The organism is Thermodesulfovibrio sp. TK500a (assembly GCF_055381765.1).
On sequence record NZ_AP041606.1, the window covers coordinates 334409 to 361010 of the forward strand.

At 37.3% G+C, this 26602-nt stretch carries 27 protein-coding genes and 1 pseudogene; 22 read left to right on the top strand and 6 right to left on the bottom strand.

Annotation, left to right across the window (positions count from 1 at the left end; all coding sequences use genetic code 11):
* Position 1: 1 nt before the first annotated feature.
* The 9 genes from lepB (at position 2) to ACZ430_RS01775 (ending at position 8409) form a co-directional block, all read left to right on the top strand.
* Complete coding sequence (gene lepB, locus ACZ430_RS01735; protein ID WP_297214177.1) at positions 2-607, top strand: signal peptidase I; 606 nt, start codon at positions 2-4, stop codon at positions 605-607.
* Positions 607-1257: a riboflavin synthase gene (locus ACZ430_RS01740; protein WP_297214179.1), complete on the top strand. Its 651-nt coding sequence runs from the start codon at positions 607-609 to the stop codon at positions 1255-1257. Before lepB ends, ACZ430_RS01740 begins: the two co-directional genes overlap by 1 nt.
* A gap of 465 nt (positions 1258-1722) precedes the next feature.
* A complete protein-coding gene (locus tag ACZ430_RS01745; RefSeq protein ID WP_297214182.1) occupies positions 1723-2502 on the top strand; it encodes a hypothetical protein in 780 nt (259 codons plus the stop codon).
* 74 nt (positions 2503-2576) lie between these two features.
* On the top strand, positions 2577-4823 hold the full coding sequence (gene bamA, locus ACZ430_RS01750) for an outer membrane protein assembly factor BamA (protein ID WP_464910634.1): 2247 nt from the start codon (positions 2577-2579) through the stop codon (positions 4821-4823).
* 26 nt (positions 4824-4849) lie between these two features.
* Complete coding sequence (locus ACZ430_RS01755; protein WP_297214187.1) at positions 4850-5386, top strand: OmpH/Skp family outer membrane protein; 537 nt, start codon at positions 4850-4852, stop codon at positions 5384-5386.
* Positions 5383-6402, top strand: coding sequence for a UDP-3-O-(3-hydroxymyristoyl)glucosamine N-acyltransferase (lpxD, locus tag ACZ430_RS01760; RefSeq protein ID WP_297214190.1), 1020 nt, complete (start codon positions 5383-5385; stop codon positions 6400-6402). Before ACZ430_RS01755 ends, lpxD begins: the two co-directional genes overlap by 4 nt.
* Complete coding sequence (gene fabZ, locus ACZ430_RS01765; protein WP_297214193.1) at positions 6399-6821, top strand: 3-hydroxyacyl-ACP dehydratase FabZ; 423 nt, start codon at positions 6399-6401, stop codon at positions 6819-6821. The genes lpxD and fabZ overlap by 4 nt, the downstream gene beginning before the upstream one ends.
* An 11-nt stretch (positions 6822-6832) precedes the next feature.
* Positions 6833-7609, top strand: coding sequence for an acyl-ACP--UDP-N-acetylglucosamine O-acyltransferase (gene lpxA / locus ACZ430_RS01770; RefSeq protein ID WP_297214195.1), 777 nt, complete (start codon positions 6833-6835; stop codon positions 7607-7609).
* Complete coding sequence (locus ACZ430_RS01775; protein ID WP_297214198.1) at positions 7600-8409, top strand: LpxI family protein; 810 nt, start codon at positions 7600-7602, stop codon at positions 8407-8409. Before lpxA ends, ACZ430_RS01775 begins: the two co-directional genes overlap by 10 nt.
* Positions 8410-9297: 888 nt before the next feature.
* On the opposite strand, the gene ACZ430_RS01780 is transcribed toward ACZ430_RS01775, so the two are convergent.
* Genes ACZ430_RS01780 through nth form a run of 4 tightly spaced genes read right to left on the bottom strand, consistent with a single transcriptional unit; the run spans position 9298 to position 11360 of the window.
* Positions 9298-10068 (bottom strand): lipoate--protein ligase family protein, encoded by a 771-nt coding sequence (locus ACZ430_RS01780; protein ID WP_297214202.1) that lies wholly within the window; start codon positions 10066-10068, stop codon positions 9298-9300.
* A gap of 15 nt (positions 10069-10083) precedes the next feature.
* Positions 10084-10278, bottom strand: coding sequence for a CooT family nickel-binding protein (locus ACZ430_RS01785; protein WP_297214204.1), 195 nt, complete (start codon positions 10276-10278; stop codon positions 10084-10086).
* Complete coding sequence (locus ACZ430_RS01790) at positions 10271-10687, bottom strand: DUF3842 family protein (protein WP_297214207.1); 417 nt, start codon at positions 10685-10687, stop codon at positions 10271-10273. Before ACZ430_RS01790 ends, ACZ430_RS01785 begins: the two co-directional genes overlap by 8 nt.
* Before the next feature lie 40 nt (positions 10688-10727).
* Complete coding sequence (gene nth / locus ACZ430_RS01795; RefSeq protein ID WP_297214210.1) at positions 10728-11360, bottom strand: endonuclease III; 633 nt, start codon at positions 11358-11360, stop codon at positions 10728-10730.
* Positions 11361-11624: 264 nt separating this feature from the next.
* Here nth and ACZ430_RS01800 point away from each other — a divergent pair, with 264 nt between their 5' ends.
* Positions 11625-13337 carry a methyl-accepting chemotaxis protein gene (locus ACZ430_RS01800; RefSeq protein WP_297214213.1) on the top strand — a complete coding sequence of 571 codons (1713 nt, stop codon included), beginning with the start codon at positions 11625-11627 and terminating at the stop codon, positions 13335-13337.
* 42 nt (positions 13338-13379) lie between these two features.
* On the opposite strand, the gene ACZ430_RS01805 is transcribed toward ACZ430_RS01800, so the two are convergent.
* On the bottom strand, positions 13380-14021 hold the full coding sequence (locus ACZ430_RS01805; RefSeq protein WP_297214216.1) for a peroxiredoxin: 642 nt from the start codon (positions 14019-14021) through the stop codon (positions 13380-13382).
* Positions 14022-14417: 396 nt separating this feature from the next.
* On the opposite strand from ACZ430_RS01805, the pseudogene ACZ430_RS01810 reads away from it, so the two are divergent.
* From ACZ430_RS01810 to hydE, 12 genes and pseudogenes are all read left to right on the top strand, one after another.
* Positions 14418-14825: pseudogene (locus ACZ430_RS01810) on the top strand (hydrogenase iron-sulfur subunit); the annotation flags it as partial.
* Between the two features lie 99 nt (positions 14826-14924).
* Positions 14925-15242 (top strand): NADH-ubiquinone oxidoreductase-F iron-sulfur binding region domain-containing protein, encoded by a 318-nt coding sequence (locus tag ACZ430_RS01815; protein ID WP_297214316.1) that lies wholly within the window; start codon positions 14925-14927, stop codon positions 15240-15242.
* Between the two features lie 18 nt (positions 15243-15260).
* A complete protein-coding gene (locus ACZ430_RS01820) occupies positions 15261-17030 on the top strand; it encodes an NADH-dependent [FeFe] hydrogenase, group A6 (protein ID WP_464910635.1) in 1770 nt (589 codons plus the stop codon).
* Between the two features lie 18 nt (positions 17031-17048).
* Positions 17049-18446 (top strand): [Fe-Fe] hydrogenase large subunit C-terminal domain-containing protein, encoded by a 1398-nt coding sequence (locus ACZ430_RS01825; RefSeq protein WP_464910636.1) that lies wholly within the window; start codon positions 17049-17051, stop codon positions 18444-18446.
* Entirely contained in the window at positions 18443-18769 is a 327-nt protein-coding gene (locus tag ACZ430_RS01830; protein WP_339942928.1) for an iron hydrogenase small subunit, read from the top strand. Before ACZ430_RS01825 ends, ACZ430_RS01830 begins: the two co-directional genes overlap by 4 nt.
* Positions 18770-18809: 40 nt before the next feature.
* Positions 18810-19091 carry a hypothetical protein gene (locus tag ACZ430_RS01835; protein ID WP_339942926.1) on the top strand — a complete coding sequence of 94 codons (282 nt, stop codon included), beginning with the start codon at positions 18810-18812 and terminating at the stop codon, positions 19089-19091.
* A 90-nt stretch (positions 19092-19181) separates the two neighbouring features.
* A complete protein-coding gene (locus ACZ430_RS01840) occupies positions 19182-19442 on the top strand; it encodes a TM1266 family iron-only hydrogenase system putative regulator (RefSeq protein ID WP_012545214.1) in 261 nt (86 codons plus the stop codon).
* Positions 19439-20857 carry an aspartate ammonia-lyase gene (locus tag ACZ430_RS01845; protein WP_339942924.1) on the top strand — a complete coding sequence of 473 codons (1419 nt, stop codon included), beginning with the start codon at positions 19439-19441 and terminating at the stop codon, positions 20855-20857. The genes ACZ430_RS01840 and ACZ430_RS01845 overlap by 4 nt, the downstream gene beginning before the upstream one ends.
* Positions 20854-22359 (top strand): [FeFe] hydrogenase H-cluster radical SAM maturase HydG, encoded by a 1506-nt coding sequence (gene hydG, locus ACZ430_RS01850; protein WP_297214235.1) that lies wholly within the window; start codon positions 20854-20856, stop codon positions 22357-22359. The genes ACZ430_RS01845 and hydG overlap by 4 nt, the downstream gene beginning before the upstream one ends.
* The gene (locus ACZ430_RS01855) at positions 22334-22711 is read left to right on the top strand and encodes a hypothetical protein (RefSeq protein WP_297214238.1); all 378 of its coding nucleotides are present in this window, start codon (positions 22334-22336) and stop codon (positions 22709-22711) included. The genes hydG and ACZ430_RS01855 overlap by 26 nt, the downstream gene beginning before the upstream one ends.
* Positions 22708-23979 carry a [FeFe] hydrogenase H-cluster maturation GTPase HydF gene (gene hydF, locus ACZ430_RS01860; RefSeq protein WP_464910637.1) on the top strand — a complete coding sequence of 424 codons (1272 nt, stop codon included), beginning with the start codon at positions 22708-22710 and terminating at the stop codon, positions 23977-23979. Before ACZ430_RS01855 ends, hydF begins: the two co-directional genes overlap by 4 nt.
* Positions 23972-24964 (top strand): [FeFe] hydrogenase H-cluster radical SAM maturase HydE, encoded by a 993-nt coding sequence (hydE, locus tag ACZ430_RS01865; protein ID WP_297214244.1) that lies wholly within the window; start codon positions 23972-23974, stop codon positions 24962-24964. The genes hydF and hydE overlap by 8 nt, the downstream gene beginning before the upstream one ends.
* Here hydE and ACZ430_RS01870 read toward each other — a convergent pair.
* Positions 24959-26539: an L-lactate permease gene (locus ACZ430_RS01870; protein WP_297214247.1), complete on the bottom strand. Its 1581-nt coding sequence runs from the start codon at positions 26537-26539 to the stop codon at positions 24959-24961. The genes hydE and ACZ430_RS01870 overlap by 6 nt on opposite strands.
* Between the last annotated feature and the right edge of the window lie 63 nt (positions 26540-26602).

A 26602-nucleotide genomic window follows, 5' to 3' on the forward strand; every position in this document is an offset into this window, starting at 1 on the left:
ATTGACAGCAAAAAAAATTCTTGAATATGTAAAGAGCATAGGAATCGCAATTCTAATAGCTCTTTTCATAAGGGCATACATAATTCAGGCATTTAAAATTCCATCGGGCTCTATGATTCCAACTCTACTAATTGGAGACCATCTTCTTGTAACTAAATTCATATATGGCGTAAAGCCTCCTTTCACGGAAAATAAGATTTTAGTAATAGACAAGCCTAAAATAGGAGATATCATAGTTTTTAAATATCCTGAAGACCCAAGTAGAGATTTCATAAAGAGAGTAATAGCAGTAGGAGGTGATACAGTAGAGATTAAAAATAAAAAAGTTTTTGTAAATGGCATAGAACTCAAAGAATCATATGCGAGATATACTGACGCCTACATGCATCCATCCGAATTAGACCCGAGAGACAATTTAGGTCCGATAAAAGTGCCTGAAGGTAAACTCTTTGTAATGGGAGACAACAGAGACCACAGCTATGACAGCCGTTTCTGGGGATTCGTAGACCTTAAAGATGTAAGAGGAAAGGCTTTGATAATATACTGGTCTTGGGATAGCGAAAAGAGTAAACCAAGACTGGAAAGAATTGGTAAACTAATAAAGTAATGTTTACAGGAATAATAGTTGAGCTTGGCGAAGTTTACGATATTAAAAAACTTGGCAATTCAGCCAAATTAAATATTCTTTCTGAAAAAGTCATAAAAGATGCTTCAATCGGTGACAGCATATCCGTAAACGGTGTTTGTCTCACTGTAACAGAAATTGAAAGAAAAAGAGGAATAATATCCTTTGATGTGTCTAACGAGACCCTTCAGAAAACCACTACAGGAGAATTAAAAAAAAGTTCTCCCGTAAACCTTGAACCAGCACTTACCCTTAATACCAGAATTGGCGGACATTTAGTGAGTGGCCATGTAGAGGGAATTGGAAAGATAAGAAACATTGACACAATTGGTGATTATCTAAAAATAGAAATCGAAGCTCCTCAGGAGATTCTTAAATATTGCATAAAAAAAGGTTCGATAGCAATTGATGGAATTAGTCTTACCATAGTTGAAGTATTCTCCGATGCCTTTAATGTAGTTATCATTCCTCACACAGCTAAAATGACTACCGTAGGCTATAAAAAAGTCGGAGATAGCGTAAACCTTGAACCTGACTTAATAGCTAAATATGTGGAGAAATTTCTAAGTTACCGAGAACAAACAGCAGATGAAAAAATAATGGCTAAATTGAAAAAACACGGATTTATTTGAAAAATTTTCCATTAATAGATGAAGAATAGTATTAGATTTTTAATAGAAAGAGTGAATATTTACCTAAAGCTTAAATATCCTATACTTTCGCTCTTTTTTCATAAAATATTTATAATATTTATATCGATTTTAATTGTTATTTTTATTTTTTTTACTTTTGCAATAGATTTTCAAGGTATATTAAGTAATTTTTTTGCTTCCTTTTTGTATAGTTTTTTTATTTTTATAATTCTTATTCTAATTATCACTTTTAAATCAATCTCTTATACTAAGCCAATAGGTATAAATTCAAAAAATTCAATTTTATCAATTAAGGAATATCAGTATTTTTTAGATTTAACTAACTTAAAAATAGAAAAGATAGAATTTGACATTGAAAATATTACCAAAATAAAACAATTAGACGATTTTTTATACGTCAAAACCTTTATAGATTTCCTCCCTTTTGATAAAAAAGAACTTTTTATGATAGAAGCTGGAAATCTTGATATTCCAAAATTAACTTTAGAGTCTATAAATATTTCTAATGGGAATTGTCTTAAATTAAAGGTATCAAGTTGCTCTTTTTTTTGCATTTACTACACTCATTACTTCGCTGATTATATTTTTTCATCTTCTTCAAATATGGAGAATACAAAAGAAGAAAATACCCTTAAAAACCTTATAGGCAGGAATGTATCAAAAATTTTATTAGATAATATTGTTAACTTCTCAAAAAACAAAAATTTTTCTTTACCATCTTTATTACCAAATCCACTTGGAATTACTGGAATTATTCAAATTGGAGACAAATATATAATAAGAAAAAGGAATAAAAGAGTAATTTCTGAAATGGATACTTACGATTGGTCATTCTCTGGGCTAATAGATTCTCATGATTTTTTATATGAATACTATTCTGGCATTAAAGTAATTGATATATTAAAAATAATTGAAAAAGAAATAATAGATGAGCTTAATTTACCTATAAAATTTGAAAATTTAAATGATTATATTATTGGTATTCTTCCATTAGGAATAGTATTTAATGAAAAATATCTTTATCAACCCGAGTTAATATTATATTTAAATTTAAAAGAAAAGATTCTAAATTATCTTGACTTTAAAGAATTAAGTATTAAATTATATTCAATTGAAGAAATAAAAATAAATATATTTAAAGAGTATGAAATAGGAAATAAAAAAATAAAAAATTTATTTGTAATTAGTTTTGAATTATTAAATAATTTTCTAAAAAATAAGTAATTAGTTGGACAATTATTTCAATTTTTTAAAGGCTTGTGATATACTTAAAAACTTTTATTTATTTGAGGTGCTATATGAAAAAAATAAATATTATTCTCGTTTTTTTATTCCTTTTTTTTACAACTAATCTATACTCTCAAGAACTACCTATTGTCACTTCAATTGAAATTAAAGGACTTAAACGACTTGAAGAAGCAGCGGTAAAAAATAAAATATCTCTTAAACTTGGGGAAACTATCTCGCAGGATAAGATTTCAGAAGACATAAAGGCTATTTACAAAATGGGTTATTTTGAAGATGTAAAGGTTGACATAGAACCATTTGAAGGGGGCGTTAAGGTAATTTACTCTGTGAAAGAAAAGCCCACAATTGTAAAAGTAAGTTTTGAGGGAAATAAAGAGTATGACGAAGAAAAATTAAAAGAGGTTGTAACAATTACAGCAGGGTCTATAGCAGATGTAACACTCATAAATGATAATGCTCTAAGATTAAAGTCTTTTTATGAATCTGAAGGTTATTATTTCGCTAAAGTAATACCTGTTTTAAAGAAGAAAACCGATGAAGAAGTTGAATTAACTTATGTTATTGAAGAAAACAACAAGGTGAAAATAAAAGAGATTAAGTTTACTGGTAATAAGGCCATATCCAGCAGTAAAATTAAAAAAGTCATGTCAACAACAGAGAGAAAGTTCTATTCTTTCATAACGGGAAGCGGTTTTTATAAAAAAATAGAGATGTTACAGGATATTGAAAAAATAAAAGACCTATATTACGACAATGGATATTTGAAAGTGTCTGTAGGTGAACCAAAGCTCGAATTTTCTTCAGACAAAAAATGGATGACCATAACAATACCAATTTCAGAGGGGCCTCAATTTAAAGTAAGCTCTCTTAAGGTAACGGGAACAAAAGACAAAAAGGAAGAAGAGGATATAAAACAGTTAATCAAACTAAAAGCTGGAGATATCTTCAGTAAAGGAAAAATGAGAAAGGATATTGAAGCAATTACCTCCTACTACTCTGACAGAGGATATGCTCTTGCCTCTGTATCGCCAGATGTAATTCCTAATGAAGAAAAAATAACCGCTGAGGTTATATACAACATTAAAACAGGAGACAAATTTACAATTGGAAGAGTTAACATAGCAGGTAATACAAAAACTATAGACAAAGTCATAAGAAGAGAAGTAAGGCTTGACGAAGGAGAAGAATACTCAGCCTCAAAGATAAACAAGAGCAAGAAGAGACTTGAAGACCTTCAGTACTTTGAAACCGTTGATATAAACCAGAAACCAGACCCAGACAAAAAAACCGTAGACCTTGATGTAACCGTTAAGGAAAAGGCCACAGGATTCTTAACAGTCGGCGGAGGATACAGTTCAATAGACAATCTTATAGGAATGGTTGACGTAACCCAAACAAATCTTTTCGGCAGAGGTTATTCTCTAACTCTCAGAGGTGAACTCGGAGGAAAAAGCTCTTACTACACAATTGCCTTCCGAGACCCCTGGTTCATGGATAAGCCACTTCTTTTTGGATTTAATATTTACAGACAAAAAAGAGAGTATACAAACTATACAAAAGACGGTACTGGCTTGGCTATAACATTCGGAAAAAGATATGGAGAAGACTGGTCTGCATCGGTAACCTATGAAATTGAAAAATCAAAAGTTACAGACGTAGCAACCGATGCTGATACGATAATAAAGGATATGGAAGGCAATTTAATAACCAGTTCAGTGACTTTCCAAATAGTAAACGACACCAGAGACAGCTATATTGACCCCTCAAAAGGAAGAAGGCATTCATTAAGCATTACAACAGCAGGGCTTGGTGGAGACACTGGTTTTTGGAAAAGTATGCTCGATATGGGCTGGTACATACCAGTCTTTGAAGAATCCACCCTTCACTTAAGAGGAAGAATTGGTTGGTCCGATACTCTTTTTGGAAAGAAATATCCTCTTTATGAGAGATTCTATATTGGTGGTCTCGATACAATCAGAGGGCTCGGATATGGAGAGGCTGGACCAAAGGATAGTAAAAATGACCCGATTGGAGCTAAAAAAGCAATAATTGGAAACATAGAATACCTATTCCCTATAGTCACGGAGATGAAGCTTAAGGGGTTGATATTCTTTGACATAGGAAAGGGTTACGATGAAGGAGAAAAGTTTGGTTCAAACATTAAGTATTCAACGGGCTTTGGCTTTAGATGGTTCTCTCCTATGGGACCAATAAAAATTGACTACGGAATCAATCTAAACAGAAAAGAGGGTGAGTCGAAATCAAAAATTGAGTTTGGGTTTGGTTCATTTTTTTAAAATAAAATCAAAACAGGGAGGATGTAATGAAGAAGATTTTGTTGTTTTTTCTAATTTTAGGATTTATAATGACATTCTATACTCCTTCATATGCAGAATTGAAAGTTGGAGTTGTCGACCTTTACAGAGTTTTGAATGAATCCGAAGAAGGCAAAAAAGCAGTCAATGAACTTCAAAGTATGCTTGATTCAAGACAGAAAACTTTAGAGGAAAAACAAAAGAAAATCCAGACACTTAAAGAAGAATACGACAAAAAAAAGGCAGTTCTAAGTGAAGATGCTCGAAAATCAAAGGAAGAGGAAATAGAGCGTCTCGGTAGAGAACTTCAGAGAACAGCAGCAGACTATCAGGTTGAACTTCAGAAGAAACAAAATGAAATAACCCAAAGCATGCTTAAAGAAATAAGACAAATTATCAATGACTTTGCCCAAAAAGAAGGTTATAACTTGATTTTTGAGAAAGCAGAACAATTAATAATTTACACGACAAAGGAAGTGGATATTACAGATAAAATCATTGCCCTCTTTAATCAGAAAACCTCTACGCCTAAAGGTAAAAAATGAAATTATCCGAAATAGCTGAAATTTTTAATGGGAAAATTGAGGGAGACTCTAATATTGAAATCTCAGGTGTCAGGGGAATAGATGAGGCAGGAGAAGGAGACATAACCTATCTTGCCTCAAATAAAAACTTAGAGAAACTAAAAAATAGCAAAGCTTCTGCTGTAATTGTAAAAGAAAAAATTGAAAATTTTTCAGGAGCGCAACTAATCGTTGAATTTCCCCAGCTTGTATTTTCAAGACTTCTAAAACTTTTCTATATCAAACCCTATCAGTCTTCAGGAATAAGTGATAAAGCCTTTGTCTCGGAGAGCTCTAAAATCAGCCCGAATGTTTCAATCTATCCCTTCTCTTATATTGATGACGAGGTGGAGATAGGAGAAAACACTGTCATATACCCTTTTACCTTTATAGGAAGAGGAAGCAAAATTGGAGCTAACTGCATAATATATCCAAATGTAACAATACGAGAAGGAACAAAAATAGGAAACAGAGTGATTATTCACTCTGGAGCAGTGATTGGTTCAGATGGTTTTGGCTATATTTTCCACGAAGGAAAGCACGAAAAAATTCCACAAATTGGAACAGTTGTGGTGGAAGATGATGTAGAGATTGGCGCAAATACATCCATTGATAGAGCTACAACTGGAGAAACTGTAATAGGAAAAGGAACCAAAATAGACAACCTCGTTCAGATAGCTCACAATGTAAAAATCGGACAGAACTGTATATTGGTTGCACAAGTCGGTATAGCTGGAAGTTCGAAAATTGGAGATGGCTGTATACTGGCAGGACAAGTAGGAATATCAGACCATGTGGAAATCGAAGGAGGAACGATAATAACTGCCCAATCCGGCGTAATGCCTGGGAAGGTTGAAAAAGGGATTTTTTCAGGTTCTCCTATAATGCCTCATAGAGAGTGGCTAAAGTCAAATGCTATATTCCAAAAACTTCCAGAACTTTATAGAAAATTAAAAGAACTGGAGGAGAAAATAAAGAAACTGGAGGAGAAAGAATGATTGATATCAAAGAAATTATGAATTTTCTACCTCACAGATACCCATTTCTTTTAGTGGACAGAATAGTTGACCTTATTCCTAATGAGAAAATCATTGGTCTAAAAAATGTAACAATTAATGAACCTTTCTTTCAGGGACATTTTCCGGGTAATCCAGTAATGCCAGGTGTTCTAATTGTTGAGGCCATGGCACAGGTAGCAGGTGTTCTCGCCTTCAAATCGGGCATCGAAGGAAAAGGAGTTCTTTTCATGAGCATTGAAAAGGTAAAATTTCGCAAGCCTATTGTGCCAGGAGACCAGATAATATTTGAAGTAAGTGTCATGCACAGACGCAGTAATGTCTGGAAATTTTCCGGTATAGCTAAAGTAGACGAAAAAGTAGTCACAGAAGCAGAATTTACCGCAATGGTAACAAAGTGAGGTGATACGTAATGTCAAAAATCCATAAAACAGCTGTAATTAGTCCAAAAGCAGAAATAGCCGAAGACGTTACCATAGGACCATACTGCATAATAGGTGACAGTGTTAAAATAAAAAGCGGCACAAAGCTCATAAGCAATATCCAGATTGAGGGAATTACAGAAATAGGTGAAAACTGCACTATCTTTCCATTTACAACCATAGGCTTTCCGCCTCAGGACCTCAAATATAAGGGAGAACCTACAGGTGTAAAGATTGGAGATAATAACACCATAAGAGAATATGTAACTATCCACAGAGCCTCTGTATCTGGAGACGGATGGACGTCAATCGGAAACAACAACTTCATAATGGCCTATGTCCACATTGCCCATGACTGCAAAATCGGCAATTCGGTTATAATGGCCAATCTTGCAACACTGGCTGGACATGTTACTGTTGAAGATTTCGCTTTTATAGGAGGTCTTGTAGCAGTTCATCAATTTACAAGAATCGGAGCATATGCAATGGTCGGAGGATTTAGTGGCATTGGGCAGGACATACCGCCCTATACAATGGCCTCAGGGCCAAGGGCAAAGCTCTATGGTCTTAACACTGTTGGTTTAAAAAGAAGAGGTTTCAGCGATGAAACCATCAACATTCTCAAAAAAGCCTATAAAATTCTTTTTAGGGACAAAATGTCTCTAAAAGAGGCAATTGAAAAGGTAAAAAAAGAACTTCCTCAAATCCCAGAGGTAATTCATCTTTTAGATTTCATTGAGGCAAACAAAAGAGGCATATGCAGATAGGAATTATTGCAGCACAGGGCCGCCTTCCCGTATTAATAGCAAAAGAATTAAAGGAAAAAGGATTTAAGATTGCCACTATAGGACTTGAGCAACTGGCAAGTGATGAGCTTAGAGATGTAAGCGATATTTTTCAGTCCATAAACATTGGGCAGGCTGGAAAAATAATTGATTTTCTCAAAAAAAACAATATTAAAGAACTCATTCTAACGGGAAAATTCCCTAAAAATCTAATTTTTCAGAGGGAGAAAATAAAGCCCGACTTAAAAGCAATGAAAATGCTGTTTTCTGCAAGCTTAAGAGGAGACAATGAGTTATTAAAACTTATAGACAAAGAACTCCAGAAAGAAGGTATAAAAATAGTAGAAATCGGAAAAATATGTCCTGAATTGCTAACTCCCGAGGGAGTTCTAACGAGAAGAAAGCCCACTAAAGATGAATGGAGCGACATAGAGTATGGTTTTAAAATAGCAAAAAAAATTGGAGAACTTGATATAGGTCAAACAGTTGTAGTTAAGGAGAAATCTGTAATTGCTGTAGAGGCAATTGAAGGAACTGATGAAACTATTCTCAGAGCCGGTAAATATGTGAATGATTTTACCGTAGTAAAGACCAGCAAACCTCAGCAGGAATTAAAACTTGACCCACCAGTTGCTGGAATGGATACAATAATTATTATGAGAGAAGCTAAAGCTTCCGTATTAGCAGTTGAAGCTGGCAGAAGCCTTTTGGTAGAGAGAGAGGCATTGGTAAAAAAGGCAAATGAGCTAAATATTGCTGTAGTAGGTGTCAGTCACAGTTGAATATATTTGCCAGCATAAATGATTCTCTAAAAACGGTTCATCGAAATTATCAACTCCTATTCATCCATTTTTTATTTCTTTTTATTGCTTTTTTTGGGCTGTTTTTCATCTTAAGCATTCCCTTAGGAGTTCTCTTCGTAGTATTTGGAATAGACCTTACAGATATCCTAAAAGGTAGCTTTATTGAAATTGTTCTTTCCTCTCTAAAACTTTTGAAAAAATTTCTTATTTTTGCAGTCATTTTTCTGTTAACTCTATTCGTTTATCTAATTCTCGTTGCCGGTCTGTGGGTATATATTTTTTCGGGCACTCTTGGTATAATGAGTGCTTATTTACAGGAAGGTTTTCCTTTTAAACTCAGAAATTTTCACAGATTTGGCAAAAACTACTTCTGGAAAGTCGGCCTATTCAGCATATTTTCAGCATTGACTTTTATTCTAATTACAGGAGTCCTCATTTTTTTAGGAGAAATAACCTCTGAATTTGTAGAGTTAATAGGAAAATACAGCCATGCTCTTTCAACATTTTCCAGCGTCTTTATACATCTCACCCTGCTAATACTTAGCGTTTTAGCCTTTCTTCTCTGGATAACCTATTCTCTATTTGGTTTTTATGGATTCTTTATAAAAAAATTCTCTGTTCGAGAGACCATCGTTAGAACAAAAGACATAATTATGAAAAATCCAGCTTCTCTCGGAAGAGCGGGGTTACTATTTGTAATGTACATTCTAATGGGTGGAGTGCTTCTTTCGATTGGCTCTTTGCTGGCCATTATACCTCATGTAGGAACAATAATGGCAGCAATTTATCAGTTTTTTATTCAATTTGCTCATATTTATATCAGTCTTGTTGTCCTTGCAGCATTCTTTTCATACTACATAAACTTTACTAAAGAGAACGAGGAAAGAGAACTTTCTGATAATATCTCTCTCGGAGAAGCTTCTCTGCAAGAGCCAGTTCCTCGTCAGTCAGAGAACCCACCTCAAAGTCAAATCCCTCCTCCTTCAGAGCCAGCTTAATATTTCTCTGAAAAACCGATATATCAAAGTTGTCACACAACTCTTCTATACCAAAAATCTTATCTGCTTCTGAGGAAGAACTTTTAAAAACTGCTTTTAAAAGTTCTCTGTTCACAGTTATAGGAATAGTTCCCTGCTGAAGAAATCCGTCAGTCCATCTTTTCTGAGCAGAACCGATGATTTTTATATCTTTAAAACAGATTTCGCCAAAAGATGAAAGGGCAAAACACAGAGAACTTTTGTTGTAGCTTCTCTTTTCTCTCTTTATTTCAACGGAAATTCCTGTGAGTATAAAGGCCTTAGCGAATATTTGACTTAACGTTTCATAATTATGAAAAAGATTTCCTCTAAACCGGCCTTCCTTTTTAGCTGAAAAGCTATAGGTTAAGTCATTGTAGTGGAGAATTCCCTTGCCTCCTGTAGGTCTTCTGACTATGTCTATTTTCATCTGAAGGCAAGATTCGTAGTTAACTTCATCGAGCTTTTGAAACTCACCAAGAGTTATCGCCATTTTTTCCCATCCGTAGAGTCTCAAAGTAGGTGGCACAACGTCCTTCCTTACAAGGCTGCTTATTGCTTCATCAACTGCCATGTTGAAAAAAGGGTCAAAAGGCTGGTATTCGATGAGACGAATTAGCATGAATTATTTAAATGATTATTCCTTTTCCTCTTCCAGAAGAATCTTGTGATTAAGTAATGACATCTCTTTTATTTTTCCCCTGAAGACCTTCTGTTCTCCAAAGATGTTGCGAAGATATATGTTTTTTCCCTCGGGTCTTAGAATGTCTACAGCTTCAAGATAAATCTCCTCTTCTCCATTTTTAATTACATATGCATTTGCCTCACACATTGAACTCCTCCTTTATATGAAGGATAAGTTTTTCCACAAGATGTGGAAGTGGTTCTTTTAAAAAGCCTACTATATCAATTCCTTCCTGATTTATTGGAAGAAGTATTTTTTTAGCCTCAGAACTTCCAATAGCCTCTGCCATTGCTGCTGTTAGTTCTCCCATCATAGCATTTGCAACTATAATGCTGAGAGGACCAAGTATTAGATCAACTCTCTTAACATTCCATATAATCGCATTTTCGCCCGATGCGCCCTTATTTGCCTTAGCCTTCATCATGTTTGCTGTGGCTGCTGCATTTGTTCCAAGGGCGACAATCTCTATCTTATCGCCAAAGGTCTCCCTCAAAGATTTGATTATAAAACTTCCTATTCCTCCACCTTGACCATCAATTACTGCAACTTTTAGCATAACGTTAAGATTAGTAAATTTTATAGATAAATGTCAAACTCTAAAGCTTACTGCCTGGACAGATATCATTCAATGGACATTTAGAGTGTTGTGGATTTTTAGCTTTACAAATCTCTCTTCCGAGCATTATGAGAAGATGAGATATCTCTCCCCAGTATTCACGAGGGGTTATCTCCATTAAATCTCTTTCAATTTTTTCTGGGTCGGTGTTTTCTGTAAGACCCAAGAGCTTTGAAATTCTCTTTACATGCGTATCAACAGCAATCCCCTCATTAATTCCATAAGCGTTCCACAATACTATGTTGGCAGTTTTTCTTCCCACGCCTGGCAGAGTTATCAATTCATCAATCCTTTTTGGGACTTCACCATTAAAACGGTCAATTAACTCTTTTGCCAGATTTTTGATGTACTTGGCTTTATTTTTGTAATAATTAATGCTTCTGATATCACTCTCAAGTTCGCCTTCTGCTGCGTTTGCATAGTCAGAGGCAGTTTTGTATTTTCTGAAAAGCTTCTCCGTAACCTTGTTAACATTAACATCTGTTGTCTGAGCAGAAAGTATGGTTGCAATCAATAAATCTAAAGGAGATGTAAAATTAAGAGCTGTTTTTACATTTGGATATCTCTTTTGAAGCCTTCTTATTATTTCAAGAATTTTTTCTCTCTTGTCCATATTCAGCTCAATGAAAAATTATATCACAATTCTTAAAAAGTTTTCTTTTCTTAATACAAACAGAAGGCCTTTCAATAATTAAGAGTCATTATTGATAAAGTTCATTTAGAAATGATTAATAATGTTACCAAAATAAACAAAATTAAGTTGCCAAAAGTAACACAAATAAGTTTCCGCTTAGCAAACACATTGAAAATAAATGAAAATTATCTTGGCATTAAATTTGTGTAGATTATTCTAAAATTTTTACTCAGGGAGGTATAAATGATAAGATTTAAGAACCTCAAAATAAGAACGAAAATATGGACTTTAGTTTTTGTCTCTCTGTTTGTTCTTTTGGTACTTCAATTTCTCTCAGCAACAGTCCTAAAGGAACTACTACTTGAAGACAGAAAGATGAAAACTCGTAATGTCGTTGAGTCAGTTTTCGAAATACTAACCTATTTCAACAACCTTGCAAAGGAAGGTAAAATATCAGAAGCAGAGGCAAAAACTCAAGCAAAGACTCTAATAAAAGCATTAAGATACGACGGGAAAGAATACTTCTGGATTAATGACGATAAACTTCCTTATACCACCATGATAATGCATCCAACTGTTCCCTCATTGGATGGAAAAGTCTTAGATGATTCAAAATTTAACTGTGCCACAGAAATGCAAGAAGGCCGTAGTGGAAAAATAATTAAGACCGATGGGAAAAAAAATCTCTTTCAGGCTTTTGTAGAAATTACTAAAAATGAAAAAGAAGGTTATGTAACCTACCAGTGGCCAAAGCCACTTGCTACAGGAGGAACAACTCAGGAGACATACCCTAAGCTATCGTACGTTAAAAAATTTGAACCATGGGGATGGATTATCGGCAGTGGAATATACATTGACGATGTTAATGCAATTTTCTATTCGAAATTAAAACAAATTCTCATCCAGGTTGCTTTTCTTGTCCTTTTACTGACTTTTATAGGATTTATTATTGCAAAAAGCATTACAAATCCGATGAGAGAACTACTGACAATTCAAAATGCCGTAGCAGAGGGAAACTTAAATGTTAAATCAAACATAACCAGAAAAGATGAAATAGGACAGATGGCAGAAGTTATCAATAGAATGGTTGAATCTTTAAGAAACATGATAGAGAGAATCAATAAAACTGTAAAAGACGTTGAAATCTCTGCTAAAAGTTTATCTGACAAAATAGCCCAAGAAGAACTCAAGGCTCAGGATTTCTCTGGTCAGATGCACAGGATTGCAGTTTCCTCAGAAGAAATGTCCCAGACAATAACAGACATAGCAAAGAACGCCTCTGAAGCATCTGAAAGCTCAGCAGAAACATATCAAATTGCCCAGGAAGGTAAAAAATTAACCGATACAGCAGTTAGTCTCATAAATCATGCCCACACTTCTACTCAAGAACTTGCAAGGATAATTGAAAGTCTTAATACACGAGTTTCAGAAATAGGACAGATTTTAATTGTAATCAAAGATATTGCTGACCAGACAAACCTCTTAGCTCTCAATGCTGCAATTGAGGCAGCCCGAGCAGGTGAACAAGGAAGAGGCTTTGCTGTAGTTGCCGATGAAGTGCGTAAACTTGCCGAGCGAACTATAAAGGCAACTGAAGAGATTTCAACAACCATAATATCTGTTCAAGAAGAATCAAAAAATACTACAAAATCAATGACTGAAGCCGCTAAGGAGGTAAATGAAGCAACCTCTTATGTTCAAAATGTAAATGAAGTGCTCGACAGAATAATGAAATCTGTAGAAAAAGTTAAAGAACAAATCACACAAATTGCCACTGCCGTAGAAGAACAATCGGCAGCAAGCGATGAAATTGCAAGAAACATAGAGATGATAGCAACTCTCTCTAAGGAAAGAGAGAAAATAGGTCAACAATTAAACTCTGACATCCAGACTCTCGGAAAAGTCTCTGAAACTCTACAACAAATCTTAAAATGTTTTAAATGTGCTCATGTTTAAAAGAAAAGAGAGCCCTTAATTAGGGCTCTCTTTCTTGATTTCTTATAATTTTTTATAGCAAAACCACCAGTCAAAGCATTCAAACTGTTTTGGTCTTTCACTGGCATTTTTTACATCCGATGCAGGCGGTATAATAACCTTGTCTCCGATAAGTTCATTATTAGGCCACCCAGCGGGAATAGCAACCTTGTTTGCATCAGAGGTCTGAAGGGCTTTCACTGCTCTTATAATTTCATCAATATTTCTGCCAATCTCTTGTGGATAGTAAAGAATAAGTCTCAATACACCCTCGGGGTCAATAACAAATACTGCTCTTATTGTATTTGTCCCTTTGGCTGGACTTATCATGCCAAAAGACTTTGCAACTTCACCCATGTCATCTGCAATTATAGGAAAAGTAATTTCTACCCCCAACTTTTCCTTAATCCACTCTACCCATTTAATATGGGCAAAAACCTGGTCAATGGACAAACCAATCAACTCGCAATTAAGCGCCTTAAATTCGTCAATTCTTTTCTGAAAAGCTACAAACTCAGTAGTGCAAACGGGTGTAAAATCTGCGGGATGACTGAAAAGAACAACCCACTTACCCCTGTAATCTCCAGGAAAGTTTACAACTCCATGAGTAGTTTTCAACTTCCTGTCTTCAATCTTCTCACCCAATAAGGGCATCCTTGATTCCATAACAACACCTCCTAAAATTTATTTTATAAATATTATAAAATAATAATTAATTAAAGTCAAGACTTTTTAGAGCAATTTAAGCTGTATTGAACTTTAATAAATAAAATCCTGAATAGGCTAAGCCTTCCATTAATTTTAACTCTCGCTAATGACAACTTCATCTTTTTCTCAGAGCTTCATGATTTCGAAATCTTAGGAAAAAGAGTGGGCTTGACAAAATGAAAAATTTATGCTATCTTCTATTAACATTAAAAGTTAATCTGTATAAACTCAACTAACCCGCCAGGAAGGCTTACAAGGGCTGAAGCCCTAAAAAATTCAACTGAACCTGCCTGCCCGAAGGCTGGCTAAAAGCTAAGAAAGCAAAAAACTAAAAAATTTTTAGGAGGTTTTGCTATGGAGCAGGGCTTCAAGCCTAAGGTTATTGCCTTTTTATGTCATTGGTGTAGCTATGCAGGAGCGGATATGGCAGGTTCTTTAAGGTATAGTTATCCACCCTATTTGTATCCTGTTAGAGTTCCCTGTTCAGGACGAGTTGAGCCAGAGTTTGTAATTAAAGCCTTTCTGTCAGGTGCAGATGGTGTATTAGTTGCAGGATGTCATCCCGGAGACTGTCATTACAAAACAGGAAACTATTATGCAAACCGAAGATTTAATCTTCTCACAAGATTTCTTGAAGTAATTGGAATTCCAAAACAAAGAGTAAGGCTTGAATGGATTTCTGGTTCAGAAGGGTTTAAGTTTTCTCAGGTAGCAAAGGAATTTGTTGAAAAGATTCAAAGCCTCGGTCCTCTATCTCTCAAAACTCCCGTTGATATTGACTGGCAGACTCTTTCGCGTACTGTGGCAACCGTTGGCTCCGCAGGAAAACTATTCTGGGAGGAAGACAAATGCATGGCTGAGATGATTGACTTTTTCCTGAGCTACGCCCAAGAAAACTCCTGTGCAGAGTGCATTCCTTGCAGAATAGGCACGAAGAGAATGCAAGAGATGGTAAAAAAGATTTTTGACGGTTCCGTATCTACACGAGAACTCTCTCTTTTAGAAGACTTTGCAGATGATATTGGAGCATCAAGCAAATGTGACCTTGGATTAATGGCAGGAAAAGCAGTCAAATTTGCTCTTCAACACTGCAAAAGCGATATAGAGGCTCACTTGAAAGGAAGCTGTGGTCATAGTATTCCAGCCAATCCAGGCTGGCAGACAGTAATGCTTAAATAATTTCTGAGGAGGATAAATATGGCTAACGTAACAATCACAATTGATGGACAAAAGGTCACTGTGCCAGAGGGAACTACTATACTTAAAGCATCTGAACAGGTAGGCGTGAAAATTCCAACTCTCTGTTTTCTTGACCATGTCGGATTAAGGCATATCAAACACGATATAGGAGCTTGCAGGGTCTGTGTAGTAGAAGTAGAGGGAAAGGGAGATTTTGTTTCATCCTGTAATACGCCTGTTCAAGAAGGCATGGTCATAAGAACCAATACTCCTAAGATTTTAGCTGCCCGAAAGCTAAATCTTGAAATGATGCTGAGTGAACATCATCTTGACTGTCCAACCTGTCCGAAAAACGGTGTATGCGAACTTCAGGCAGTTTGTGCAGAGCTTAATGTAAGACAGATAAGACCGCAAGGTGAGAAAAAAGATTTGCCAATTGATGACTCATCTCCATCAATAGTTAGAAATCCTAACAAGTGTATCATATGTCAGCGATGTATAACTGCATGCAAGGTTCTTCAGTCCGTTGATATCCTTGAACTCTACGGAAATGGCTATGATGCGGTAGTTCGTCCCTTAGATGGAAAGCTAATTATTGAAACTCAATGTGTTGCCTGTGGACAGTGTGCCCTTGTCTGTCCCACTGCTGCTATTGTTGAAAGGGATGATACATGGAAGGTATGGGAAGCAATTGCAGACCCGAAGAAACACGTAGTTGTTCAGACCGCACCGGCAACCCACGTCAGCATAGGTGAAGCCTTTGGCTTACCTGTTGGAACGGATATTACAGGTAAAATGGTCAGTGCACTCAAAAGACTCGGCTTTGATGCAGTCTTTGATACAAACTGGTCTGCAGACCTCACCATAATGGAAGAGGGATACGAGCTTATCCACAGAATTAAAAACGGAGGAGTGCTACCTCAGTTTACATCATGTTCTCCTGGATGGATTAAGTTTCTTGAGGAGTTTTATCCTGACCTGATTCCTCATATTTCAAGTTGTAAGTCTCCTCAACAAATGCTTGGTCCAATAGCAAAAACCTATTATGCCCAGAAAAAAGGAATTGCTCCTGAGGATATTTTTGTTGTCTCAATAATGCCATGCACAGCTAAAAAATATGAAGCAGCCAGACCTGAGATGAACGCAGCGGCAAAATTCTGGAAAAATCCCAATATCTCAAGGGATGTAGATGTAGTTCTTACATCAAGAGAACTAATAAGAATGATACGTGAAGCAGGGATTGATTTTGCCAAACTGCCAGACTCAGCCTATGACCCTGTTATGGGAGAAGGAACAGGTGCAGCCCAGATATTTGGAGCAACAGGTGGAGTTATGGAAGCCGCCTTAAGAACAGCCTATGAGGTGGTGACAGGCAAAACCCTTCAGAAGCTTGACTTTGAAGATGTAAGAGGAATGAAAGATATTAAAGAAGCTTCTGTGAGCATGAATGGATTAACAGTGAAAGTTCTCGTTGCTCACTCCCTTGGTGCAGCAAGGCAACTTATGGAAAAGGTAAGAGCAGATGAGCTCAAGGATTATCATTTTATTGAAGTTATGACCTGTCCTGGTGGATGTATTGGTGGCGGCGGACAGCCTATTCCCACAACTGTTGAAAAGAGGGAGATGCGAACTGCTGGAATTTATGAAAGAGATAGAAAGATGCCTCTTAGAAAAAGTCATGAAAATCCTGAGATTCAGGCAATCTACAAAGAATTCCTTAAGGAACCTCTCGGTCATCTATCACATGAGTTACTTCACACTCATTACACACCGAGAGGGAAAAAATAACTAATAAAAGGGGGTTGTATGGTAAGAAAAGTAAACACATTCAAGGGTAACGGTGCAGTGAAGTCACAGACAGGAACTTACAGAGCAGGAGAGCTAAGAGGAATAATCAAAATCAACGAGGGTAATTGTGTTGGCTGTCATACCTGTAGCAGTGTTTGTCCTGCAGGAGCAGTAAAAGGCTCCTTCGGAGACAAACACAGCATTGACCTTGACAAATGTATCAACTGTGGTCAGTGCCTGCTTAACTGTCCTTTTGGTGCAGTTGAACAGATGAGCTTTGTTGATGTGGTAATGGCAAAACTTAAAGACAAAAAAACTAAGGTCGTTGCAATTATTGCTCCGGCTGTGAGAGTTGCCATTGGAGAAGAGTTTGGTGCTGAGCCAGGCACACTTACAGTGGGAAGACTATGGGCTGCTTTGGAAAAAGCAGGTTTTATAATCTATGATAACAACTTTGCTGCTGACCAGACAATTCTTGAGGAAGGCACAGAGTTACTTGCAAAAGTAGCAGCCCATGCAGGGCTTAAACAGTTGCCAATTGAGCTTTGGGGTAAAAAGATAAATCTTGACATTAAAGAGTTCTCTCATCATCCACTGCCCCAGTTTACTTCCTGCTGTCCCGCATGGGTAAGATATGTAGAGGTCTTCTATCCAAAACTTATTCCCTACCTTTCTTCAGCCAAATCACCCCAGCAGATGGCAGGAGCAACAGCAAAGACCTACGGTGCAAAGCTGTGGGGAGCAAAGCCTGAAAATATTTTCACCGTTGGAGTAATGCCCTGTACAGCAAAAATATTTGAAGCTTCACGTCCCGAATTTGATTCTGCGGCAAAATATTTAAAGAAGTCAGGCATGAAAGATGTCGATGCAGTTCTAACAACAAGAGACCTTGCAGAACTTCTAAAGCGTATGAACATAGACCCAATGAAAATGTCTGAGGATGCAAGCAGAAAACCTGAGATGTTCAAATTTTACTCAGGCGGTGCTACCATATTTGGCACAAGCGGTGGAGTTATGGAGGCAGCTGTAAGATTTGCATTCCATATGCTTTCTGGCCAGTCTCCTCAGGCAATGAGTCCTAAGTGGGATTTTGAAGGAGTGCGAGGATTTACAAAACCTGTTGCATCAGCAACAATTTCCGTTCCTCTAAAAGAAGAATATCAGAAAGCTCTCAAAACAAAAGAACTTCAGGTTAAGGTCTGTGTAGTAAATGGTATAGGAACAGATGGGGCACATCTTAAGCCAATATTGGAAGATGTCTTGGCAGGTAAAAGCCCCTATCACTTCATAGAGGTAATGAACTGTCCTGGTGGCTGTATTAACGGAGGTGGACAGCCAGTTCATCCAATTGAACTTTCTCTCTTAGACCAGCTTTTTTATTCTCTTGTAAAAAACTTTGAAGGAGGCAAACTATGAAAATCAGAAAGCTTACAAGAAGGTCTTTTCTAAAATTAGCAGGTGCTGGAATTATCAGCCTTTCCTTTACAAAGCCATCTTTTGCTGGTGATACAGCAGAGAAAAACTTTTTTGAGACAAAGGTCGGAAAAGAAAGACTTAAACTCATAAAAGCAAGACAGTCCGGGCAGTATAAGGATGACGTTATATCAAGAGAGAAATTTAAAATGGCTGCATCCCATGAAAACCCGATGATAAAAAGGTTTTACTCTGAGTTTGCTCATCATCCTTTAAGTGAAATAAGTGAAGCATTGTTGCATACTCATTACAAGGCAAGGATATAGTATTAGCCCGGGCTAATACCCGGGCTTAAAGGAGTTTAAAATGGTGGTTTATTATAGTCTCGGCAACAGAAAATACTGGTTTACAACAATTGAAAGACTTATGCAAATTGCAGAGATTCTCTCAAAGAAAAGCTATCTTCTTCATAACACTGAGGCTATAAAGACTACCTATAATGATTGGTTTATTCTTGATGAAAAATACATAAGCAAGGTAAGCGAAATAATTGAAGAATGCGCAGAGGAGATTGAAGATGAGGAACTTTTATGTGACCTCATGGCTTTGAAAGAAGTTTTTGACGGCGGAAGCGTAGTTTTCGGATAAAAATGCCTTATCCAAGGGAGAAAATCCTGAGGAGAGGGTTTATAAAAGTTAAATAAAACCTGAGACATAGGAAAACTCTGAGGTCAAGGGATGAATAGAAAGATTGGAATTGTTGGAATAATCGTAGCTGAAAGAAATAAAAATGCTCCTTTAGTAAACCAAATCCTATCTGAGCATGCAGAGATAATTCTTGCCAGAATGGGAATACCTCAAAAGGAGACAGACACTGGCTTTATCTCACTTTTTGTAGAAGGAAACACAGACCGAATAGGCTCTCTTACAGGAAAGCTTGGAATGATAAAAGGTGTAACTGTAAAAAGCCTTCTTATCTCTGAAAAGGAGAAGAAATGATACGCATAGAGAGGGACTCTCTTGGTGAGTTTTCTATTCCGAAGGATGCCTACTACGGCATTCATGCATTAAGAGCAAAAGAAAACTTTTCTGTAACGGGACAACCACCTCACAGGGAGCTCATATGGGCTATGGCTATTGTTAAGAAAGCATGTGCATGGGTTAACAGAGAGATTGGAATGCTTGAGGATAACAAGACAGACTCAATTCTTAAAGCCTGCGATGAGCTGGCAGTAGGTAACTTAGATGGACAGATTATCGTTGATGCTCTTTCAGGTGGAGCAGGCACAACAATTAATATGAATATTAACGAGGTTATTGCCAACAAAGCCCTTGAGTTTATGGGATTTGAAAAGGGTAGCTACGATGTAATTCATCCTCTCTTTCACATAAATCTAAATCAGTCAACGAACGATGTTTTTCCCACAGCTGTAAAAACTGCGATTGTAAGGCTTCTGAGAGAGCTCGCCGATGAGATTGCCTTACTTCAGGGTGAGTTTCAGAAAAAAGAAAAGGAGTATGCAAAAATTCTTAAGGTTGGAAGAACAGAGATGCAGGATGCTGTTCCTGTTACAGTGGGACAGGAGTTTTCTGCATGGGCAGAGGCTTTAAACAGGGACTGGTGGAGGCTGAATAAGGCATTAGAAAGGGTTCGTCAGGTCAATCTCGGCGGAACTGCTGTAGGCACAGGACTTAACTGTCCCAAAATTTTCATTGATATGGCAATAGAGAAACTTCGGGAATTTACAGGGCTTCCCATTGCAAAAGCAGAGAATCTCTTTGAGGCAACTCAGAACACTGACACATTCTCAGAGGTATCAGGCTATCTCAAAACTTTAGCTTCAAATCTTATAAAAATCGCTTCAGATTTAAGGTTCTTAAGCTCCGGACCACAAGCAGGTATAGGTGAGTTAAGGCTTCCTGCTGTTCAGGTTGGCTCATCAATAATGCCTGGAAAGGTAAATCCCGTTATTCCTGAGATGGTTACACAGGTTGGAATAAAAGTGATTGCATCAGACCATGCAGTAAGCTTTGCCTGTAGCATGGGAAATCTTGAGCTTAACCCGTTTCTACCGCTTATAGCACACGAACTTATTGGTTCTTTAAAGATGCTGAAGAGCTGTTCAAAACTCTTCAGGGAGAGATGTATCTCAGGAATAACCGTTGATGAAGCAAGATGTAGAGAGCTTTTTGATAGAAGCTCCTGTATTATAACTGCCTTTTCTCCCTATCTTGGCTATGAAGTCTGTGCAGAGATTTACAAAGAGGCTTTAAGCACAGGCAAAAGAGTTGAAGAAATCCTGATTGAGAGAGGATTTTTCACAAAGGAAGAGATTGAGAGCATAACTCAACCACAGGAATTAACAACTCCCGGCTTTGCCGGGATTAAATACTTAAGGAGGCTTTTAAAATGAAAGCTGTTTTAGCAAAAGAGGAAAAAAACTGGATAAACAGCGTGATTAAGGAAGAAGAGATAGAGAAATATATGGAAGACGGAAGGGACTTCATAAATGATGAGGAAATCTGGGAGAAACTAAAGCAAAATCAGAATCCAGAACCATCCCGAATATGGGATATACTTCAGAAATCCCTTTCAATTGAAACACTTCTTCCCGATGAGACAGCAGCTTTGCTTAATCTTAAAGACCCGGAACTCTGGCAAGAGGTTTTTGATGTAGCAGCAAAGGTAAAGAAAAAGGTTTATGACAACAGAATTGTCACATTCGCACCTCTTTACTGCGGAAATCTATGTGTGAATAACTGCGTTTACTGTGGTTTCAGAAGAGACAATCATGTGATTAAAAGAAAGGTGCTAACTCTTGAAGAAGTAAAAAGAGAGGCAGAGGTGCTTGCTGGTGAGATAGGACATAAAAGACTTATTGTTGTTTACGGTGAGCATCCTGCAACTGGAGCTCATTACATAAGAGACACGATAGAAACTATTTACTCTGTCAAGGTAATGACAAAGAACGGATACGGTCAGATAAGAAGGGTTAATGTGAATGCCGCACCAATGAGCATAGATGAGTTAAAGATGCTTAAGGAAGTTGGAATCGGCACATATCAGGTTTTTCAGGAGACTTATCATCATGACACATACGCAAAGCTTCATCCTAAGGGAACAATTAAACATCACTATCAGTGGAGGCTTTACTGTCATCACAGAGCACTTGAAGCGGGAGTTGATGATGTGGCATTGGGAGTGCTTTTTGGACTTTATGACTGGAGATTTGAGGTTATGGGGTTACTTTATCATGCAAGGGAGCTTGAGAAACGGTTCGGAATTGGTCCACATACAATTTCTTTCCCACGGCTTGAGCCTGCAGCAAACACTCCCTTTGTGCAGGAGACAAGATATAAAGTTTCCGATGAGGATTTCAAAAAAATCATTGCAGTGATAAGACTTTCTGTTCCCTACACTGGTATGATTCTTACTGCCCGAGAGCCTGCTCACATAAGAAGAGAAATCATTGCTTCAGGAATGATAACCCAGACAGATGCATCCACAAAAATAGGAATAGGAGCATACTCTGACAGATACACAGAACAGGAGCTTGAGCGACAGCAGTTTGAGATTGGAGACTCCCGTAGCCTTGACGAAGTAATCAGAGAACTTGCAGAGATGGGCTTTATTACAAGCTTTTGCACAGCCGGTTATAGATGTGGAAGAACAGGAGATAGAATAATGAGTTTGCTTAAATCAGGAAAGGAGGCGATATTTTGTAAACTCAATGCAGTGCTTACTTTCAGAGAATGGCTTGATGACTTTGCCTCGGAACAGACAAAGGAAGCAGGAGAGAAAGTTATTCAGAAGGAGCTTGACGAGTTAAAGGCAAAAGTGCCTCATAAAGTTTACAACAAGCTCATTGAATACTACGGGAGGATTAAAAATGGAGAAAGAGACATATATTTCTAAGGAGACTCTTCATTCTGAGCCATCCCCTTTCTGTCACTCTGAGCCTTCCTTCAGTCATTCTGAACCATCCATTTGTCATTCTGAGCCGAAGGCTAAGAATCTCCTTCTTGAATTAAACAAAATAGCAGAGTTTGTCAAAGAAAAATACAATACCCACATTTGGTTTGTAGAGATAATGGGAAAGAGACACTCATACATAGCCGGACACAAAGAAGACTCATTTCTTCCACCAGAGTTAATTTATATCAATGACAGATACGCTGCTGTCTCCAATGAATGGGAGAGAATCACCGAGAAAGATGAAATCATATCAACCATAAAAATGCTGCTTTCAAAGGAGACAATCCCATGAGTGTGCCAAAAAGTCAGAGACTTCATATAGCTCTCTTTGGAAGGACAAATGCAGGAAAATCATCCCTTATAAACGCTCTCACTGGTCAGTCTCTCGCGATTGTATCTGATGTTCCCGGAACAACTACAGACCCTGTAGTAAAAGCCATGGAGATTCTTCCTCTTGGACCGGTTGTTCTTATTGATACAGCAGGAATTGATGATGTGGGAAAACTTGGTGAATTAAGAAAAAAGAAATCCTATGAGGTTTTTGATAAGACAGACCTTGTTTTACTTGTAATTGACCCTGAAAAAGGGGTTGGAGAGTTTGAAAGGGAGATAGTGAAAAAAGCAGAAGAAACAGGGACTCCCTTGATTTATATTGTAAATAAAATAGATATCCATCCAGAAGCTAAGAAGTATGAGTTGCCTGAACCTAAGGTTTTAGTAAGTGCTCTGACAGCTGAAGGCATAGATGAGCTTAAACAGGCTATAGTAAACAATGCTCCAAAGGACTGGACCCTTCCTACCGTCTTGGGAGACTTGATAAATCCCGGAGATGTAGTAATATGCGTAATTCCCGTTGACAAGGCTGCACCCAAGGGAAGACTTATACTGCCCCAGCAGATTGTAATAAGAGACATTATTGACAATGAGGCAATCGCCATAGTTGTAAAAGAAAGAGAGCTTATTCATGCCCTAAGTTTACTCAATAAAAGACCTTCACTTGTAGTTACTGATGCCTCTGTTTACAATAAAGTTGCAGCAGATACACCCGCAGACATAAGGCTTACATCATTTTCAATTCTTTTTGCCCGTTACAAAGGAGATTTGCAGACACTTGTTGAGGGTGTTCTAACTGTAAAAAAACTAAAGCCAGGAGATAAAGTGCTCATAGCAGAGGCATGCACCCATCATCCTGTGGAGGATGACATTGGAAGAGTAAAAATTCCCCGTTGGCTAAGGGCACAGGTTGGAGGTGAGCTTGAGATTGAGGTAAAAGCTGGTGGTGGTCCACTTCCTGATAATCTCACTGAATACAGTCTCATTGTTCATTGTGGTGCCTGCATGCTCAATCGAAAGGAGATGCTTAGTAGAATTCTACAGGCTAAGCGGGCTGGTGTTCCTATTGTCAATTATGGTGTGATAATGGCTCACATTCACGGAGTTCTTCATAGGGCACTTTCTCCTTTTCCACACCTTCAGGGAATGATAGATGAAGCAGAAAAGGAGGTAAAAGCAGAGATAGAAATTTTAAAGAAAATAACAGAAAGAGCAATTTATGAATAGCCATGAAATTTCGGCTTTAACATCAAGTAAAAATAAGACCTCTCTTAAAGACTGGATACTTTATCTTTTAAGAGAGCTTCCTTTTGAGGAATTGGCTCGGATGGCTGATGATGTGAGAAAGCAAGTTCACGGAGATACAGTCCATCTTAGAGCAATAATAGAGTTTTCAAACTACTGTAAGTGTAACTGTCTTTTCTGTGGAATAAGAAGGGAAAACAGGAAACTCCCTCGTTACAGGATGAAAGAAGAAGAAATAGTTAAGGTAGCTACAGAGGCTGTAAAGGAAGACTTCAAAACTATTGTTTTACAATCTGGAGAAGAGCCCTTCTGGAATGCTGAAAGACTGAGTAAAGTTGTAAGAGAGATTAAAAAACTCAATGTGGCAGTAACTCTGTCTGTAGGTGAGTTAAGTTACAATGATTACGTGGTTCTCAGAGAGGCTGGCGCAGATAGATATCTACTTAAGTTTGAAACTTCCGATGAAAAACTATTCAGGAGACTCAAGCCCGATACAACCTTAGACAGAAGAATTCAATGTCTGAGATGGCTTAAAAAGCTCGGCTATGAAACAGGCTCAGGCATCATAGTAGGACTTCCGGGACAAAGCATTGAGTCCCTTGCAGAGGATATAGCTCTTATGAAGGAACTTGAACTTGACATGATTGGCATAGGACCCTTTATACCCCATCCTGAAACACCTTTGAGTCAAAATTCACCAGGTAATCCGATTTTAACTCTAAAAGTAATTGCAGTTACAAGACTACTGCTTCCATTTGCTAACATCCCGGCCACTACTGCCTTAGGTACCCTGTCTCCGTCTTTAAGGCTTAAAGCTTTCAGTTGTGGTGCAAATGTAGTGATGCCAGACATTACTCCCCTAAAATATGCGAAACTATACAGCATCTATCCACGTAGAATAAAGACTTTAAGCTCCTACTCATACTGGACAGAGATTATTAATAAAAATGGTAGAAAGGCCTTATAAATAAATAATAATCATAGTCATAGCACCTACGATGGCACACATTAACACAACAGGTACTAACACGGCTTTAATAAACTGTGCCTCTTCCTTTCCTCCTACACCTATCGTAGCAGCGGCATTTGTGATTTTTGATGGCGTGATTGCCGAAGCAATACCACCGCCTACAGCATGAGCTGCATAAATCCACATGAAAGCTCCTGCTCCAACAGTAGAAAGAGTCGCTTCCCACTGAATTTTTGCAAAAAGCACATTAGAAGCTGTCTCGCTTCCGCCAACAAATGCTCCGAACAGTCCAAGGAAAGGAGCTATAAAAGGATATGCAGGACCGAATAGGTTTGCCAAGGTTATTCCAATTATCCTGTCCATGTTGTATTGAGCGAAATATTGTGAAGGAATAAGCTTACCATTTGCTACCTCCATCGCAGACCATGCCATTATGAAAGCAACGGCAAAAAAGAGAGAATAGGCAAAAAAGGGTCCCCATATTCGAGTGAACCACGTATAAGTAGCATTTTTAAGTTGCTTTCCTGAAGGTTTAAGTATAAATATAGATATTATTGAAACAACCATAATCCAGAACCAAACATTTCCAAGGATGTTTAAATCTTCTTTTTTATCGGCAATAATGCTTATGACTTCGTTCTTTCCCAAGAGATTCTCAAGATTGTTTTTTATTGAAGGAATGTTTACAACAAGTGAAATCAATATGAGTAAAATGAACGGTAAACAGGCTTTAAACACATCTCTGTTAAAGGATATCCTTTCTTGTTCTCCATTATTTCTGCGATAAATAAAGTAAACTGTAATCATTGTTAGCATCCCTGAGACAATTCCGATAATTTCCACCGGTAAAATTCTGAAGCCTGCAATTATGATGGCTGAGAGGGAGAGAACAAGACCAGCTAATGTAGCAGATTTCCAGTTTCTCCTTATTGCCTCTTTTCCACCAACTACTTTAAGCATAAGAAATGCAAATATTACTGAAATTACAGGAAGCAGAACGGTAACTTTAAAAGTATAATCCCATATGAATTCGTTAAGATTTTCTATTCCTGGTGGCTTGATGCCGAAGGCCATAGCAACTTTTGAAGGTAAAGTAAGAGGAATTGTAAAAAGCGCAAAAGATGTTAGGGGGTCATAGCAAAGAATGCTTACTCCAATAGCAGCAATTGGAGAGAAACCTAAGAGAAGAAAGATTGGTGGAAACATAGCCGGAGTAACCATTCCCAATGCAGTACTAAGAGAACCAAACCCCATTCCTATAAACAAGGTCTGTTCTTCCTTTGTTTTAGCAATTCCTTTGACATACTCTATAATCTTCTTTAAAGCTCCTGTCTCTCTCATAAGAAATATTAAAAACATCGTAAATACAACGGCCAATGTAATACCAAGCGCTTTAACAAAACCCATCAATGTAGCTCCTAACAATACATCCCATGGAGTTTTAAAGTAGTAGTTAGCAACAAGCACAGCAAGCAACCATCCAACAACAGACACAAATGTTCCAGAGCGATGAAAAGCAAGCATCCCTATTAAAACCACAAGTATGGGAAAAATTGATAAAAAGAAATCCATCGTCCGCCTCCCCTTCTTTTAATAAAAGAGCCTTTTGATAAAACTTTATAGTTTAAAACATTT